Below are 17,738 nucleotides of genomic sequence, written 5' to 3' on the forward strand. Positions count from 1 at the left end.
AGGGGCCAGGGTGGCGATCGGAACGATGGCAGAAGCCACCGGGCGCCGCGAGGTTCGGCGGCGACCGTAAGCCCTGGGGATCGAGGGATCATGCGGATTCGGGTCGCCGGTGCGGAAGACCGAGAGTGGATCTTCCGGACGCGGCATGAGGTGTTCGCGCGGGAGCTGGGACAGCATCCGGTCAACGACCAGGGCGTGCTCAGCGACGCGGTGGACGAGCGGAACGTCCACCTTCTCGCTGAGGTGGACGGGGAGCGTGCCGGGTTCATCAGCGTGACGCCGCCGTGGGCGGGGCGGTACGCGCTGGAGAAGTACCTGGTGCCGGGAGAGCTTGACCGGCTTGCCGGGGGTGAGGCGCTGTTCGAGGTGCGGCTGCTGACGGTGGCGGGGAGGTTCCGGGGGTCGGCGGTGGCCGGGGTGCTGTTGCACGCGGCGCTGCGGTGGGTGATCGCGCATGGCGGGCGGCGGGTGGCCGCGATGGGGCGGGCCGAGCTGATGGAGATGTACCGAGGGATCGGCCTGGCGGGGACGGGACGCGCGATCCGGTCAGGCTCGGTGGAGTTCGAGCTGATGGCCGGGGACACCGCGCAGATGGCGCGGGTGTCGCTGGAACGGTACGGACGGATCTTGCGGGCGATGGAGAAACGGACGGTCTGGGAGCTGGACACGCCGTTCCTGCCGGCCGAGGAATCCTGCTACCACGGCGGGGCCTCGATCAGCGCGATCGGTGAGCGGGTGGACGCGCTCGACGGCAGGTACGCCGCGGTGCCGGCCGACGTCCTGGACGCCTGGTACCCGCCCGCGCCGGCAGTGGAGAAGGTGCTCCTGGAAGACCCGGCGTGGCTGGCGCGGACCTCGCCGCCGGCGGGCGCGGACGGTCTGCTGGCCGAGGTGTGCGAGCGGCGTGGCCTGCCCGCCGAGGCCGTCGCGGTCGGCGCCGGCTCCTCCGACCTGATCTTCCGGACGCTGCGCGGGTGGTTGCGGCCCGGCAGCCGCGTCCTGCTCCTGGACCCCATGTACGGCGAGTACGCGCACGTGGTGGAGCAGATCGCGGGATGCCGGGCCGAACGCTTGCGGCTGCGCCGGGAACAGGACTGGCGGATCGACCCGGAGCGCCTGTCGCGTGCCCTGGCCGAGGGAGACTACGACCTGGCGGTGATCGTCAATCCGAACAACCCCACCGGCCAGGTCCTGGACACCGCTGTGTTGCGGGACGTGCTGGAGCGTGCCCCGCGCACGACGCGATTTTGGATCGACGAGGCGTACCTGGAGTACACAGGGCAGCCGTCGCTGGAGGGCTACGCCGCCGCCTCGTCCAATGTCGTGGTGGCCAAGACCCTGTCAAAGATGTATGCCCTGTCCGGCCTGCGCGTCGGCTACCTGGCCGGGCCGCCGACGCTGGTCCAGGACGTCCGCCGCTGGACGCCGCCGTGGGCGGTGAGCCTGCCCGCGCAGGTCGCCGCCGTCCAGGCGCTGCGTGAACAGGCGTACTACGCCGCCCGCTGGGCCGAGACCGCCCGCTTGCGCGACGACCTGGCCGCCGCACTCCGGGAGAGTGCCCCGCAGGTGCTCACCGGCTGCGCCAACTCCGTCCTGCTCACCCTCCCCCAAGGCGGGCCCACCGCCACCAGGGTGGCCCGCGCCTGCCGCGCTCGCGGCGTGTTCGTGCGCGACCTCACCGGCATGTCGCCGTCCTTCGAAGGACGCACCCTGCGCGTCTCGGTGCGCAGCGCCGAGGACAACGCTCGCGTCACCAAGGCACTGCGGGACGTCCTGGCGTGATGACCGTGGTTCAGGCGGCGCCCTGGATCGGCGGGGCGCTGGCCATCGGCGGCGTCGGAGCCGCCCTCTCACGCCGCCGCGACTACCTCGTCCGCTGGTGCGCCTGGACGGTCGCCGTCCCGGCCGTCCTGGGGGCGTTCGCCCTGGGCGAGCCCGGTTTGACGCTGCTCGCAGCGCTCGGCGGGACGGTCTGCGCCGCCGAGTACGCCGCCCTGGCGCGGCTGCGTCCGGCGGACCGCGTCGTCCTGCACGCCGCAGCCCTCGCCTTGCCCGCCGCCGCCTGGCTCACCCCGGGGCGACTCCCCCAGGTCTTGGCCGCCGCCGTCCTGGCGGCCCTGCTGATTCCCGTCCTGGCGGCGGACGCCGACGACGGTGCGCGCCGCCTGGCCTTCACCGCCGGCGGAATCCTGTGGTTCGCTCCCCTGGCGGGCGCCGTCCTGCTCGGCAACGCCGTCCTGGCCCTGTTCGCGGCCGTATCGGTCACCGACATCACCGCCTCCCTGGCCGGACGCCGCCTGCGCGGCCCCAAGCTGTCACCGATCTCGCCGGACAAGACCTGGTCAGGCGCCCTGTGCGGTGCCGCGGCCGGCCTGGCGGCCCTCGCCGCCCTGGACGCCTTCACCCCCGCCCACGCCGCCGCCGTCCTGCTCGGCGCCCCCTTGGGCGACCTCCTGGAATCCCTGATCAAACGATCCCTGGGAGCCAAGGACTCCGCATCCTGGCTGGCCGGCGCCGGCGGCCTCCTCGACCGCCTGGACTCCCTGCTGCTCACCCTCGCCCTGGCCCTGCTGCCCGCACTCTGACGACGCCCAGCCGGACGCCGGTCGCTGTTGTCGCTCAGCTTCGACTGGTGTGCGAAGGCGGTGGCTGCGAGGTCGGCATCGCCGGAGCCTTACCGCTCAACCACTCTTACTCTTCCGTCATTTGCCTTCTGTGATTGGTCAACTACTTTACGTGATTGGGCGTTGCCGATCCTGGACCCGGGCTCGGGCGGCCGGCCTGAGCAGCGAGGACCGAGGGAGCGCCATGACCAGCGGCCGCATCGACGTTCACCAGCACCTGGTGCCCGCCGCCTACGCCGGCCGGCTGCGCGACCACGGGATCACCGCGCCCGGCGGCCGGAAGCTGCCCGGCTGGAGCCCGGCCATGGCGCTGGAGCTCATGGACCGGCAGGGCATCGCGACCGCCCTCCTCTCGCTGACCACGCCGGGCGTGCATCTCGGCGACGACCGCGAGGCGGCCGCGGCGGCACGGGAGTTCAACGAGTTCGGCGCCGAACTCGTCAAGGACCACCCCGGCCGGTTCGGGCTGCTGGCGACGCTCACCCTGCCGTACGTGGACGGCGCCGTCACCGCGGCGGCGCACGCACTGGACGAGCTGTCGGCCGACGGGGTGGTGCTCCTGGCCAACAGCCACGGCCGCTACCTGGGCGACCCCTCGTTCGACCCGCTCATGGCCGAACTCGACCGGCGCGGCGCGGTGGTGCTCGTCCACCCCGCCGAACTGCCCGGCCCCGCGGCGGCCGGCATCCCGCCGTTCGCCGCCGACTTCCTGCTCGACACCACCCGTGCCGCCTACGGCCTCGTGCGCCACGACGTGCCACGCCGGTTCCCGGGCATCCGCTTCGTGCTGGCGCACGCGGGCGGCTTCCTGCCCTACGCCGCGCACCGCCTCGCGGTCAGCCTGTTCGACCAGACCGGCCGCGACCCCGCCACGATCCTGGACGACCTGGCCGGCTTCTACTTCGACACGGCCCTGTCGTCGAGCCCGGCCGCGCTGCCGTCGTTGCTGTCGTTCGCCCGGCCCGGTCACGTGCTGTACGGCAGCGACTGGCCGTTCGCACCAGAACTCGCCGTCACCTATTTCAACGGGCCGATCGCCCAGGACGAGAGCATCGGCCACCGCAACGCACGGGCGCTCTTCCACCGCTTCGACAACGACCCACCATGACCGTCTTCCTCCATACGCGTGAGCACGGTCAGCTTCCTACCGAGTGCCGTTCATCCTCTTGAGCAAAGGACCGTTTGCCGTGTCGGTATGTGGCGAGCCTCGGCCCAGAACGCTCGTTGACGTGCTGCGTCGACGGGCCACAGAGCATCCGGACCGCATCGCCTACCGCTTCCTGGACTACCCGGGAAAGGGCCCGCCACGGATCTCCCCGCTGACCTATGGCCAGCTGGACGTCTGGGCGCGGGCGATCGCGGTGACCCTGGGCGAACGCAGCAGGCCCGGCGACCGGGTGCTGTTGCTCTGCCCGCCCGGGCCGGAGTACGTGGCGTACCTCCTGGGAAGCCTCTACGCCCGGCTGGTGGCCGTTCCCGCCTACCCGCCCACCTCCGCCAGGCACGTCGACCGCGTCCGGAGCATCGCGCGCGGCGCGCAAGCCCGGCTCGCCGTGACCGGCCGGTCGGGAGATCCGGTCACCTCCGACACCGATCCGCTGGGCCTGGACGTGCCCGGGCTGGACTGGCTGGCCGCCACCGACCGGCTCGTCGACGGCAGGCAGGAATCCTGGGACGGAATCGTCGCGGGCAGTGCGGACCTGGCGTTCCTGCAGTACACGTCCGGGTCGACGGCCGAGCCCAAGGGAGTGATGGTCACCCACGCCAACGTCCTCGCCAACATGCGGTCGGCCGAGCCGGCCCTCGCCGTGGGCAGCGAGGCCGTGGGTGTCAGCTGGGTGCCGCCGCACCACGACATGGGGCTGCTCGGAGGCCTCATCTTCCCGATGTACACCGGCTTCCCCGTGAACGTGATGTCGCCGATGGCGTTCCTGCGCGACCCGGCGCGCTGGCTCGATGCGATCACGCGTTTCGGCGCGACCGTGAGCGCGGCACCGAACTTCGCCTACGACCTGTGCTGCGACCGGGTCGCGGACGAGGACCTCGACCGGCTGGACCTGTCGACCCTGGCCTGCACGCTGAGCGGCGCGGAACCGGTCCGGCCCGAGGTGCTCGACAGGTTCTCCCTGAAGTTCGAGCGTTGCGGCTTCCGGCGGTCGGCCTTCTTCCCCTGCTACGGGCTGGCCGAAGGTACCGCGCTGCTCTCGGGCGCCCGCCCGCCCGGCGAGATTCCGAAGGTGCGCCTCGTTTCCGCCCCCGCGTTGGAGACCGACGGCCGGGTGGGCCTGCCGGAGGACGTGGCGTCGGCGCGCCGGCTGGTGGGCTGCGGGGCCGTGGTCGACGACACCGAGATTCTGATCGTCGACCCGGCGGAACGCCGCGTACTGCCACCCGGCCGGATCGGTGAGCTCTGGGTACGGGGTCCGACGGTCGCCGCGGGCTACTTCCGTGCCGAGGAGGCGACGCGGGAGACCTTCGGTGCCACTCTCGCGGACGGTGACGGGCCCTACCTGCGCACAGGCGATCTCGGAACCTTCATCGAGGACTACCTGTTCGTCACCGGCCGGGCCAGCGACATGATGGTCTTCCGGGGCCGGAACGTCCACCCGCAGGACGTGGAGGCCGGCAGCGTCGCCAGCCATCCCTGCCTTGCCGGGAGCCGTGCCGTCGCGTTCTCGATCGACGTCCAGGGGACCGAACGCCTGGTCGTCGTGCAGGGGCTGGTCCGGCCCCGGGTGAGCGCAGGTGACGTGGACGAGATCACCTCGGCCGTGGGCCGTGCCATCGCGCAGGAACACGGTCTCCACCCGCACGACGTCGTCCTCATCCCCTCGAAGAAGATCCCGGTCACATCGAGCGGCAAGCTGCGGAGGGCGGCGTGCCGCGCCTCGTACCTGGCCGGCGAGCTACCGCGCGTCCGGCCCCGCGCCGACGAGGCGGCGCGTCCGGTCTCGGACCCGGCCCCCGATCAAGTCGCCGCTCGTCTCCGGCTGCTTGTCGCGGACGCGGCCGACCGGGATTCAGCCGAGGTCGATCTCGACCGGCCCTTCACCGACTACGGCCTGGATTCCGTCCATGCCAGTTCCCTGGCGCATCGGCTGTCGGAATGGCTCGGCGTCGAGGTCCCTCCGACGTTCGTGTGGGACTACCCGACCATCGAAAGTGCGGTGCGTGCGCTCACCGCAAACAATCCCGGACCGGCCACAACGGTTTGCGCACGTGCCGGAAAAGCCTCGCAGTCGCATTTCGATCCGGTCGCCGTCGTGGGAATGGGTTGCCGTTTTCCAGGTGTGAGCCCGGGAGGTGGTGTGGGTGGTTTCTGGGATCTGCTGGTGAGGGGTGGTTGTGAGGTGACCGACGTGCCTGCGGAGCGGTGGAACGTGAAGGAGTGGTTTTCGCCGGTCATGGGTGAGGCGGGTCGCGTGTACGCGCGGCATGGCGGCTTCGTTGCGGGACTGGGCGGCTTCGACGCCGAGCTGTTCGGGGTGTCACCGCGAGAGGCGATGAGGATGGACCCGCAGCAGCGGCTGGTGCTGGAGGTCGTGTGGGAGGCCCTGGAGGGCGCGGGGGTGGCGCCGGACGGGCTGCGCGGGTCGCGGACGGGTGTCTTCGTGGGGGTGGCGGGCTCGGATTGGGCGCGCTTGAGCGCGGCGGCCGGAGTGGGGGCGATAGACGAATACGCGGCAACGGGGTCGTCGGTGAATTTCGTGGCGAACCGGGTGTCGTACGGCTTGGGGTTGGCAGGGCCGAGCCTGGCGGTCGATACGGCGTGTTCGTCGTCGTTGGTGGCGGTGCATCTGGCGGTGCAGAGTCTGCGCGGCGGCGAATGCGATCTGGCGCTGGCGGGCGGGGTCAATCTGTTGCTGGGGGTGGACGCGTGGGTGGCGCTGTGTCAGGGCCGGATGCTGTCGGCCTCGGGCCTGTGCAGAGCGTTCGACGAGGCCGCCGACGGTTATGTGCGCGGCGAGGGCTGCGGCATCGTGGTCCTCAAACGCCTGCCGGACGCGGTCGCGGCAGGCGATGAGGTGCTGGCGGTCATCCGCGGCACCGCCATCAACCACGACGGCCGCAGCAACGGCCTGACCGCCCCCAACGGGCTCGCGCAACAGCACGTCATCCGGGACGCGCTCGCGATGGCGAACGTCGAGCCCGCCGCTGTCGGCTATGTGGAGGCGCACGGCACGGGCACACCGCTGGGCGACCCGGTCGAGGCCCGGGCCCTGGCCGAGACGCTGGGCCAGGGACGCCCACCGGACCGCCCCCTGATGATCGGGTCGGTCAAGACCAACATCGGGCACCTGGAGGCCGCCGCCGGCATCGCCGGGCTCATCAAGGCCGTCCTCGCCGTCAAACACGGCGTCGTCCCCCCGCACCCGCACCTCCACCGGCCCAACCCCCACATCGCGTGGGACCGACTGCCGCTCACCATTCCCACTCGACCCACGCCCTGGGACCGGCCCCGCCGCATCGCCGGAATCTCCTCGTTCGGCTTCGGCGGCACCAACGCCCACACCGTGATCGACGATTGCGTCGGCGAGCTGACCGGGGACGCCCCGTGAGCCAGGAAGGCGCCCAGCCGCGCGGCGGGCCGGCTCTGGGCGGCGGGCCGGTGGTGTGCAAGGTCGCCGGTGCGGGTCCTGACGCGCTGCGCGCCCAGGCGGCCCGGCTGGCCGCCTTCCTGGCGGACGACCCCGCGGTCGATCTGGCGGGGCTCGCCTGGACGGCGTGCACCGGCCGCGCCGACCTGCCGGACCGGGCGGCCCTGGTGGCGGACTCGACCGGCGAACTGCTGGCGGGGCTGAGGGCGGTGGCCGAGGGGGCCGAGCCCTCCGGCGGAGCGGCGGGCCGCCGGGCTCCGGGACCCGCGCCGGCCGTGGCCTTCGTCGCCCCCGGCCACGGCGTCCGGGTGACCGGGCTCCTTGAGGGCGTGTACGGGCGCGTCCCCGTCGTCACCCGGGTGATCGACGCGCTCGCCGGAGTCCTGGGGCCGGCCGCCGGGCCGCCGCTGTCGGTGCTGACCGGGACGGGGCCGGACGCCGAGGCCGCGGCCGCCCGCACCGAGGTCTTCCAGCCCGCGGTGTACGCGGCCGCCGTGGCCTTCGGCGAGTGGTGGCGGTCGGTCGGCGTACGCCCCGGCCTGCTCCTCGGGCACAGCGTCGGCGCCTACGCGGCCGCCGCGCTCGCCGGGGTCTTCTCGATCGAGGACGGTGCCCGGCTGGTCGCCGAACGCGGACGCCTGACGTCGGAGCTGACGCCGTCCGGTGCCATGGCGGTGGTGCTGGCACCGCCCGGCCGACTGGCCGGGCTGCCCCAGATCGTCTCGGGCGAGGTCGTGGTCGCCGTGGAGAACGGGCCCGCCAACACGGTGGTGTCCGGCCCCGCGGAGGCGGTGGCCGCCGTGTCCGAGCTGCTCGTCAGGCGCGACGTCCGCGTGGTCCGGCTGCCGGTCCCCTATGCCTTCCACTCCGCCCACGTGGACCCGATCCTCGACCGGCTCGCCGAGGCGTTCACCCGTGTCCCGGCGACGCCGCCCCTGACCGGACTGGTCTCCGACCACACCGGCGAGCTCGCCGGCGACGAACTCGCCACCCCGGCCTACTGGGTGCGGCACACCCGCGGCCCGGTGCGGTTCTCCGCCGCGCTGCGCACGGTGCTGGGCAGCGGCGTGACCAGGCTCATCGAGCTGGGTCCCGGAGCGCTGCTCCAGGCGGGCGCGAGCGTCGCCGCGGAACTCGACGTGCGGCTGCGCTCCGTCGCGACCGTACCGGCGCGGGGTGATCGGCACCGCGGGATGCTCCAGGCACTCGGCGCGCTATGGGCGAACGGCACGGACGTGGCGTGGCCCCAGGTCAACCGGCGCCCGGAGCGCCCCGTCGCGCTGCCGACCTACGCCTACCAACGCCGGGAGTTCCCCCTCCGCCCCCAGGACGCCGACCCGTTCACGTTGCCGCGTCAACGCCTCCCGGCGGAACCGCCGACGAGCCCGACGGTGAAGGCCCCGGCCGAGGCAACGGCGGCGGAGGCCGTCCAGGCGGAGTCGGAGCTGGCCGGCTGGTTGCGCGCGGAACTGCGTGAGGCGCTCAACCTGGCCTCGGACGAGTCGCTCGACCCCGACACGGGCCTGTTCGACCTGGGCCTGACCTCGGCGATGGTGGTGGAGCTGCGCGGCCGGATCGAACGCCGCGTCGGCCGGGAGATCCCGACGACCGCGGTTTTCGACCACCCGACGATCCGGCGACTGGCCGAGTACCTGGCCGGCGGCGGAGGCGCGGCGCTCGCCCCGGCGACCTCTGAACGGTCTCGTCCCGCCGAACGCTCTCGTCCCGCCGAACGGTCCCGTCCGGCCGAACGCTCTCGTCCCGCCCATGCCGAGCCGCTCGCCATCGTGGGCATGGCCTGCCGCTTCCCGGGCGGCGCCAACGACATCACGAGCTTCTGGCGGCTGCTTCACGACGGCCGTGACGCCGTCGGCGACGTCCCCCCGGGAAGGTGGCAGCCGGGCGCCGCGTCCCCGGCCCGGGCCGCGTTCCTCGACCTGCCGGTCGACGAGTTCGACGCCGACGCGTTCGGCATCTCCCCGCGCGAGGCCCGGGCCATGGACCCCCAGCAGCGGCTGCTGCTGGAGGTCGCCTACGAGGCCCTCGACGACGCCGGCCGCGGCCCGGAGACGCTCGACCGGTCGCTCACCTCGGTCTATGTCGGCATCAACACCTCGGACTACCTGCAGCTGCTGGCGGCCGACGACTCGTACACGATCGATCCGTACGTCGCGACCGGCAACACCTTCAGCGTCGCGGCGGGACGGCTGTCCTACCTGCTCGGCCTGCACGGCCCGGCCATGGCCGTGGACACCGCGTGCTCCTCGTCACTGGTGGCGGCGCACCTCGCCGCGCGCAGCCTGCGGTCCGGCGAGTCCGACCTCGCGATCGTGGCAGGGGTCAGCCTCATGCTGTCGCCCGCGACCACGGCGAGCCTGGCGACGATGCGGGCCCTGGCACCGGACGGCCGCTGCAAGGTCTTCGACGCCACCGCCGACGGATACGGGCGAGGCGAGGGCTGCGGGGTGGTGATCCTCAAACGGTGTTCGGACGCGGTGGCCGCCGGCGACCGGATCTGGGCGCTGCTGCGCGGCACGGCCGTCAACCAGGACGGCCGCAGCGCCGGACTGACCGTGCCGAACGGGCAGGCCCAGCAGGAGGTCATCCGCGCGGCGCTGCGCGACGCCGGCGTGGCCGCCGAGGCGGTCGGCTATGTGGAGGCTCACGGCACGGGCACGGCCCTGGGCGACCCGCTGGAGCTGACCGCCCTCGCCGAGTGCCTGCGACCGGCGGGGTGCGCCGCGCCGCCACTGCTGGTCGGATCGGCGAAGACCAACGTCGGGCACCTGGAGGCGGCCGCGGGCGTCTGCGGGCTGATCAAGGTGGCGCTCGCCCTGCACCACCGTCGCGTTCCGCCGCATCTGCATCTCACCGAGCCGAACCCGTACGTGAACTGGAACGAGCTACCGGTGACCGTGCCGACCGAGCTCGCGCCCTGGCCGGCCGAGGGGCAGGCGCGCCTGGCCGGGCTCAGCTCCTTCGGCTTCAGCGGCACGAACGCGCACGTGGTCGTGGAGGAGGCGCCGCAGCCGGTCGCTCATGCCGGACGTGCCCCACGTCCGCCCCGGCAGTGGAAACGTGCACGCCACTGGTTGCCCACCCGCCCGGCCACCGCCGCTCCCGCCGACGCGGCTCCTGCCGCCGGGACGGAGCTGGAGCGGGCGCTCGAACGCGACGTCTACGAGATCGACTGGCGTCCGAGCCCGCGCGCGGAACACGCACACGCACACGCACACGCACCAAGCGTGCCCAAGGGAAAGTGGCTCGTGCTCGCCGACGGACAGGGCGTCGGCGCCCGCGTCGCCGCCCGTCTCACCACGGCCGGGCACGAGTGCTCGACGATCCAGGACGTGACGCGGGCCGGTCTCGCCGCCGCGCTGAACGGCACCGAGACCCTGCACGGGATCGTTCATCTGGGCGCGCTCGACGCCAGGTCCGCCGACGCCGGGCCCGGTCCCGGACTCGACCGCGCGCTGGAGGTCTCATGTGAGCCGCTGCTCGCCGCTCCCGCCCTGCTGACGGCGTGGACGGCACGGATCGGCGGGCCCGCGCCACGGGTGTGGACGGTCACCTGCGGCGCGACGCCGGCCGGGTCCGCACGTCCGGTCCTGCCCCAGGCTCCCGTCTGGGGTCTGGGCCGCACGATCGCCCTTGAGCACCCGGACACCTGGGGGGCCATGATCGACCTGGACCCGGCCGAATCCGACCCCGACGTCCATGCCGCGGCGGTCGTCGCCGAACTTCTCGCCCCGGACGGCGAGGACCAGATCGCACTGCGCTCGGGTACCCGGCTGGCGGCCCGCCTTGTTCGGACCGGACCGCTCGTTCCCGCCGAGGGCATGAGGCTCGACGGCGAGGCCGCCTACCTCGTCACCGGCGGGCGCGGAGCGCTCGGCCTGCGTGTCGCCGCGCGGCTCGCCGAACGCGGAGCCCGGCACCTGGTCCTGCTCGGCAGGCGACCGCCGGCCGCCGCCGGCGATGCCGCCCGGCGCTCGGGCATCGGCGAGGCGCTGGGCCGGCTGGCCGAGGCGGGCGTCACCGTGCACGCTCCCGTGGCGGACGTGTCCGATGCGGCGGCCATGGCCGCACTGTTCGACGCCGAGTCGACGCCCTGGCCCGCCGTCCGTGGTGTCGTGCACGCCGCCGGGGTCTTCGAGCCCGCATCGGTGGCCGAGCTGAGCTGGACGGCGTTCCGCGACACGCTGCGCGCCAAGGTCGACGGGACGCTGGTGCTGGACGCTGTGACCGCCGACCGGCGGCTGGACTTCTTCGTCATGTTCTCCTCCGCGTCGTCGGTGTGGGGTTCGGCGCTCGCGGGTCATTACTGCGCCGCCAACCACTTCCTGGACGTGGCGGCGCACGACCGGGCCCGGCGCGGGCTGCCCGGCCTGGCGATCAACTGGGGCTGGTGGTCCGACAGCGACATGGCCGCCCAGCACGCCCAGTACTTCCAGGCGATGGGCCTGCACGCCCTGCCCGACGACGAGGGGCTCGCCGCCTTCGAACGGCTGCTGCGCTCCTCCCGTGCCCAGGTCACCGTGGCGCCGATCGACTGGGCCCGGTTCCGTCCCGTTCTGGAGGCCAGGCGACGCAGGCCGCTGCTCTCGGACTTCGCCGACGTCGAGCCCCTCCCCCGGGCCGCCGGTGACGCCGTGGACACGGCGCTGCTCGACCGGCTCGCCGGCGCGGCCACCACCGGTGCCCGGCTGAGGCTGGTCGAGGAGCTGCTCCAGCGGGAGATCGCCACCGTTCTCGGCCGCACGGACGAGGGCCCGCTCGACCGCGAGCGCGGGTTCTTCGAGGCGGGCATGGACTCGATCACCAGTGTCGAGCTGAAGAGCCGCCTGGATGCGCTGCTCGGCGTGCGACTGCCCGCGACCACCGCGTTCGAGCACGCGACCGTGGCCGCGCTGGCCGGCTTCCTGGTACGCGAGGTGCTCCCCACCGTCCTGCCGGCGAGCACCGCCTCCGCCGAACGCGACCCGCGGACCGAGACCGAGGCGGGCGAGACCGGGGCGCGCGAAGCAGGGGCGGGCGACTTCACCGACACGTCCGAGGACGAGCTGCTGCGACTCCTCGAAGAGGAGCTGGAGGACCGTGATGAACCCGGTTAGCAGGCACGCCCCCGACGACGCTGTCGACAAGCGGACCCCGGGAAGCCGCCAGGAGGTGGTCAGGCGTGCCCTGACCGAGCTCAGAGCGGCCCGGGCCGAGGCCGCGGACCTCCGGCGCCGGCAGACCGAGCCGATCGCCGTGGTCGGACTGGGATGTCGCTTTCCGGGGGTGGACGCGGGCTCGGGGAACGGTGTGGCCGGCTTCTGGGAGTTGCTGGTGGACGGTGGCTCGGGCGTTGGTGACGTTCCCGCGGACCGGTGGGATGCCCGCGAATGGTTCTCGCCGGAAGTGGGTGACGCCGGGCGGGTGTACGCGCGGCACGGCGGTTTCGTCGAGGGGATGGGCGGCTTTGACGCGGAGCTGTTCGGAGTGCCGCCGCGTGAGCTGCTGAAGATGGACCCGCAGCAGCGGCTGGTGCTGGAGGTGGTGTGGGAGGCGCTGGAGGGCGCGGCGATAGCGCCCGACCGCCTACGGGGATCGCGGACCGGCGTGTTCGTGGGGGTGGGAGGTTCGGATTGGGCCCGGCTGGGTGCCGCGGCCGGTGTGGAGGTGGTGGACGAATACGCGGCGTCCGGGGCGTCGGCGAACTTCGTGGCGAATCGGATCTCCTACTGCCTGGGTTTGGCGGGGCCGAGTCTGGTGGTCGATACGGCGTGCTCGTCCTCGCTGGTGGCCCTGCACCTGGCGGTACAGAGCCTGCGCGCGGGCGAATGCGATGCGGCGTTGGCCGGTGGCGTGAACGCGCTGCTGGGCGTGGACGGCTGGGTGGCGCTGTGTCAGGCCCGGATGTTGTCGGTGTCGGGAGCGTGCCGCGTGTTCGACGCGTCCGCCGACGGCTACGTGCGCGGCGAGGGCTGCGGCATCGTGGTGCTGAAACGGCTGTCGGACGCGATCATGGCGGGCGATCGGGTGGCGGCGGTGGTGCGCGGCACCGCCGTCAACCACGACGGCCGGACCTCGGGGATCACGGTGCCGAACGCCGCCGCCCAGCAGGAGGTCGTCCGTCAGGCCTGCGCCGCCGCGGGCATCGCGCCCTCCGACGTCGGTTACGTGGAGGCCCACGGCACGGGCACCCCGCTGGGCGACCCGATCGAGCTGCGCGCGCTGGCCGAGGCGCTCGGACCGGGCCGCGCGCCGGAACGCCCGGTCATGGTCGGCTCGGTCAAGACCAACATCGGGCACCTGGAGGCCGCCGCCGGCATCGCCGGATTCATCAAGGCCGTCCTGACCGTCGAGCGCGGCCTCGTCCCACCGCACCCGCACCTGCGCGAACCCACCCCGCACGTGGCCTGGGATCGCCTGCCGGTCACCGTCCCGACCGAGCCCACGTCCTGGGACCGGCCTCGCCGCATCGCCGGAGTCTCCTCGTTCGGGTTCGGCGGCACCAACGCCCACACCGTCATCGAGAACGCTCCGGCCCCGGCCCACCGCCCACCGGCCCCCGTGCCCGACCGCCCGGTGGTGGTCAAGGTCAGCGGGGCGCGGGAAGCCGCCGTGCGCGCGTACGCGGCCCGTCTCGCCGACCACTGCACGGCCCGGACCGGGCTCGCTCCCGCCGATGTGGCCTGGGCCGCCGGTGTCGGGCGCGCCGACCTGCGCGACCGCGCCGCCGTGGTCCTCGACGCGTCCGGCGATCTGGTCGGCGGGCTGCGCGCCATCGCCCAGGACCGGCCTGACGGGATCGAGCCCGCGCGCGGCCGCCGCAGTGCCGCCGGCGCGCCGCGCGTGACGTTCGCCGTGCCCGCCCGGCTCCCCGGCCCGGCGGCACCGGCCATGATCGCTGATCTCTGCCGGCGGCTGCCGGCGTTCGGTCAGGCACTCGACTCGCTGGCCGAGGTCGTGGGTCCCGCCACCGAGCTGCCGCCGGCCGATCCCGTCACCGCCTACTGCCTGGCCGTCGCCCTCGGCCAGTGGTGGCGGTCGGTCGGCGTCGAACCCGACCAGGTCACGGGCCGAGGCCCGGGGATCGTCGCGGCGGCGGTCCTCGCCGGGGTCTTCTCCGCGGCCGACGGCGCCCGCCTCGCCGTCGCGGCAGGGCGATCCGGCGGCGCGGACCGCTCGGCGCTCGCTCGCGTGGTCCGCGACCTGGAGGTGGCGAGGCCGCGCCTGGACCTCGTGCTCGACGGCGAGAACGTGACGGCCGTGGACCAGCTGACCTCACCCGACTACTGGGTCGGCCATGACCGTGCGACCGGGCCCGATAACGGCGACGGCGAAGGCGTCGTCATCGGGGTCGGCGTCGCGGGTGACGACCCGGAGGCATCGCACGGGCCGGCTCAGCCGCTGACGGACGGCAGGCACGCGCATCGTCGCCTGCTGGAAACCCTCTCCCGCGCCTGGGTCAAGGGGGTGGACGTGAGGTGGGACGAGGTCAACCCGCGTCGTCCACTACTCGAAGGCCTGCCCACTTACCCGTTCCAGCACAGGTATCACCAGGTCCCCGAAAGCATGACGACCGCTCCGGCGGCGCGGCGCCCGCTGCGGCCGGCCTTCCTGCTGACCGCGACGGGCGGCGCGATCGCCGAGACCGTCCTGTCCCTGCGCACGGTGCCCTTCCTGGACGAACATCGGGTCCACGGCCGCCTCGTGGTGCCGGGTGTGGCACTCGTCGAACTCCTGCTGCAGGCGGGCGAGCGGCTCTTCGGACCCGACCCGGCCCTTGCCGACCTCACGATCCCCCGCGCGATGGCGCTGGGCGACGACGACGAACGCCGCGTCCAGGTCGTCCTCGACCCGGCCGGCCCGGGCCGCGCCAGGGCCCGCGTTTTCGCCGCGGACGCCTCTGGCAAGTGGCACCTGCACATGGAGGCCCGGGTGACCGCGGCCGACACCGGCGCCGAGACCGACACCGGCGCCGACAAGACGGCATCCAGCCACGGCTGGAAGACCAGCGGGCGAAGCCTGGCGCAGACGCTCTCCGACGCCGCGCGGCGCTGCGTGGACGAGCTCGGCCAGACCGACTTCTACCAACGTGCCTGGCACCCGTCGTTCGTCCTGGGCAGGAGCTTCCAGCTCGTTCAAACCGCTTGGCGCGGCCATGGCGTCGCGGCGGCGAGGCTGACGGCTCCCGATGCGGCCTGCGCCGGAGTCCTCGCCGGGGTACGGCCCGAACTGCTGCTCCTGGACACCTGCGTGCAGCTCATCCCGGTCGGTGCGGAGACAGATCTCGCCGACGGCGACCGTCCCGTCCACATCGGCACGGGCTACGACCGGGCCATCGTCCACTCGCACGACCTCGACGGGCCGTTCCACTGTGTCGCGACGACCCGGAAGGCACCCGACGGCACGCTCAGCGGCGACCTGCGGCTCACCGACGCACACGACCGTGCGGTCGCGGACCTGCAGGGGGTCCGCTTCCGGACGATCTCCGTCGCGATGCTGGACCGCATCGTGAAGCCGGTCCGCGGCCCGAGGGCCGGTTCCGTACCGGCGGCCCCCTCACCTGACGCGCTGCGTTCGGCCGACGCCGGCGCGCGCCGCGGTCTGATCCTCGACTATCTCGTCCATCAGGTGGCGGAGGTGACGGGGCTGCCGCCCGGGGAGGTCGACCTAGAGGCCTCGCTGCCGGCCTACGCCGACTCGCTCATGCTCGCCGAGCTGCAGGCCGCCGTCGAACGGGACCTGGGGGTCTCATTGACTCTCCAGAGCCTGTCCGAGGGTGCTACGCCGCCGGTCCTCGCCGGCCTTCTCGCCCACCGAGTGCAGAGCGCAGGCTCGCAGTAGCCGCGGCCGGACGCGGATCGTGGGACTCCCTCCACCCGGCCGGGGCGGGTCGAGTCGGTGAACTGGAACACCGTGCGCCGGCGCACCACCTCCGTGCGCAGGTCGGCCGGGTTCACCAGCTCGACCCGCCGCTCGGCGTCCCTGGTCACCGCGTCGGCGGTGCCCAGCAGGTAGCCCTGATGGCCCAGATGCCGTACTCGCGATATCGCACACCGAACTCGTTGGCCATCAGACGCATTTGGTCAGCCTCGTGTGCATTCCTGTCCGTGATGATGAGGCTCAGATCCATCTGAAGGCCCGCCTCGCTTGCAGCCGAGAGACCCTTCATGAACTTGTCGAACGAGCCCGGCCGGCGGGTGAGCGCGTCGTAGCTGTCGGCCGTGGCGCCATAGACACTGATGCTCAACTTGCTTGGCCGCTGCGCGGTCAGCAGATCGAGCATCTTGGGATTGGCCAATCGGGAACCGTTGGCCAGAACCTCGATCATCATCCCGAGTTCGTACGCCTTGGCGTAGACGGCGGCGAAGAGGCGATCCACTATGGGCTCACCCCCGGTGAGCTGGAGCCACAACACGCCCGCGTCGCGGATCGTTTCCAACAGCCGCTCACGGTCCGGCCAATCCAGTCCCTCGAACGTCTTCAAGCCCAGGTAGCAGTGCTCACAGTCGTAGTTGCAGCCCAGATTCAGTTCGTAGGTGGCCTTGCCGAACATGTAGACGTTCTCGGGCCGCACAAGCAGCCGGCCAGTGACCGGTGTCTGGCGAAGGTCGATATCCCAGACACGCTGGGCGGCGTTGACAAGCCAGTCCGGGAAGATCACGGCCTGGCCGAGTTCGAGGTATCGGGAGCGGGTGATTTTGATGCCGTTGGCGTTCCCTGGCTTGGTGACAAAGTCTCCGAGGAACGGGCTGGCTATGAGGTCGTGCATCGTGACTCCTTCGCTCGTCTGAGCCTCCGGGCGGATGACCGCCTCGCGTCCGGAACGAAGGTCTCGACGTTCCACGTCACTGTGGTCACCTCCTGGCGTGCCAGTTCGGGATACGCGTCGGCCTGCGGGGTGTTCACCGGGCTGCACGGCATCCCTCTGGCACGCCAGGAGGCTGCTTGGACGCGGCTGTGTTGGCCGTAGGCGACGGACCACTCCGGCCAGCGTGTGTCCAGGCGTGAAGCCACCTCTTCCGGCGTCATTCGTCCCCCTCGATGAAGCGAGCGCGAACGGTCTTGCCGCCGTCAGGGGAAGCGGTGACCCACCACGCCACCGAGTACGAGTCGAGAATGTGGAGGTCGCGGCCACCATCGGCGACGAAGTCGACCGGCTGTAGTTCCGGCCTGCCGGAAACGTTGTCCCAGACCGCGATCTCAAACATCTGGTCGGTGTAGCTCTCGACCAAGACATGAATCGCGCCGGCTCCCTGATTGACGGAGTTGGTCACCAGTTCACTCAGCCGAGTCGGCTGGCGAAGGGTTGATCAGCCTGGAGGAAGGTGTCGTCATCCAGGCGTGGGTGAAGGCGTCCCGCAAGCTGGTCGTGATCGACTGCCCTGACGAAGATTGCTGGTCGACGAAGGACGGGCTCTACAAGCGGCTGGCTCAGCAGGTCTCTGCGGAGACTGGCAAGGCGGTCTGCACTCCCCGGCTGCCTCCACCGGTCACCTGACTGTCAAGAGCCCGAAGCTCG

The 17,738-nt window shown here is 72.7% G+C and carries 9 protein-coding genes; 7 read left to right on the forward strand and 2 right to left on the reverse strand.

Going from position 1 to position 17,738, the window contains the following annotated elements; translation table 11 throughout:
- Window positions 1-90 precede the first annotated feature (90 nt).
- The 6 genes from ABD333_RS38460 (at window position 91) to ABD333_RS38485 (ending at window position 16,060) form a co-directional block, all read left to right on the forward strand.
- Window positions 91-1,782, forward strand: coding sequence for an aminotransferase class I/II-fold pyridoxal phosphate-dependent enzyme (locus ABD333_RS38460; protein ID WP_344547535.1), 1,692 nt, complete (start codon window positions 91-93; stop codon window positions 1,780-1,782).
- Complete coding sequence (locus tag ABD333_RS38465; protein ID WP_344547536.1) at window positions 1,782-2,585, forward strand: phosphatidate cytidylyltransferase; 804 nt, start codon at window positions 1,782-1,784, stop codon at window positions 2,583-2,585. The genes ABD333_RS38460 and ABD333_RS38465 overlap by 1 nt, the downstream gene beginning before the upstream one ends.
- Window positions 2,586-2,808: 223 nt before the next feature.
- Window positions 2,809-3,732, forward strand: coding sequence for an amidohydrolase family protein (locus tag ABD333_RS38470; protein WP_344547537.1), 924 nt, complete (start codon window positions 2,809-2,811; stop codon window positions 3,730-3,732).
- A 121-nt stretch (window positions 3,733-3,853) separates the two neighbouring features.
- Entirely contained in the window at window positions 3,854-7,183 is a 3,330-nt protein-coding gene (locus tag ABD333_RS38475; RefSeq protein WP_344547538.1) for a beta-ketoacyl synthase N-terminal-like domain-containing protein, read from the forward strand.
- Complete coding sequence (locus tag ABD333_RS38480; protein WP_344547539.1) at window positions 7,180-12,336, forward strand: SDR family NAD(P)-dependent oxidoreductase; 5,157 nt, start codon at window positions 7,180-7,182, stop codon at window positions 12,334-12,336. Before ABD333_RS38475 ends, ABD333_RS38480 begins: the two co-directional genes overlap by 4 nt.
- Window positions 12,323-16,060 carry a type I polyketide synthase gene (locus ABD333_RS38485; RefSeq protein WP_344547687.1) on the forward strand — a complete coding sequence of 1,246 codons (3,738 nt, stop codon included), beginning with the start codon at window positions 12,323-12,325 and terminating at the stop codon, window positions 16,058-16,060. Before ABD333_RS38480 ends, ABD333_RS38485 begins: the two co-directional genes overlap by 14 nt.
- Before the next feature lie 145 nt (window positions 16,061-16,205).
- Here ABD333_RS38485 and ABD333_RS38490 read toward each other — a convergent pair whose 3' ends face one another.
- Together ABD333_RS38490 and ABD333_RS38495 are read right to left on the reverse strand one after the other, a co-directional pair.
- On the reverse strand, window positions 16,206-16,988 hold the full coding sequence (locus ABD333_RS38490) for a radical SAM protein (RefSeq protein ID WP_344547540.1): 783 nt from the start codon (window positions 16,986-16,988) through the stop codon (window positions 16,206-16,208).
- Between the two features lie 256 nt (window positions 16,989-17,244).
- The gene (locus tag ABD333_RS38495) at window positions 17,245-17,493 is read right to left on the reverse strand and encodes an ATP-binding protein (RefSeq protein ID WP_344547541.1); all 249 of its coding nucleotides are present in this window, start codon (window positions 17,491-17,493) and stop codon (window positions 17,245-17,247) included.
- Window positions 17,494-17,525: 32 nt separating this feature from the next.
- Between ABD333_RS38495 and ABD333_RS38500 the strand changes: the two genes are divergently transcribed.
- Window positions 17,526-17,717: a hypothetical protein gene (locus ABD333_RS38500; RefSeq protein WP_344547542.1), complete on the forward strand. Its 192-nt coding sequence runs from the start codon at window positions 17,526-17,528 to the stop codon at window positions 17,715-17,717.
- Window positions 17,718-17,738 lie beyond the last annotated feature (21 nt).

Origin of the sequence: Actinomadura fulvescens, assembly GCF_039533225.1 — a bacterium.
GTDB classification, from domain to species: Bacteria; Actinomycetota; Actinomycetes; order Streptosporangiales; family Streptosporangiaceae; genus Spirillospora; species Spirillospora fulvescens.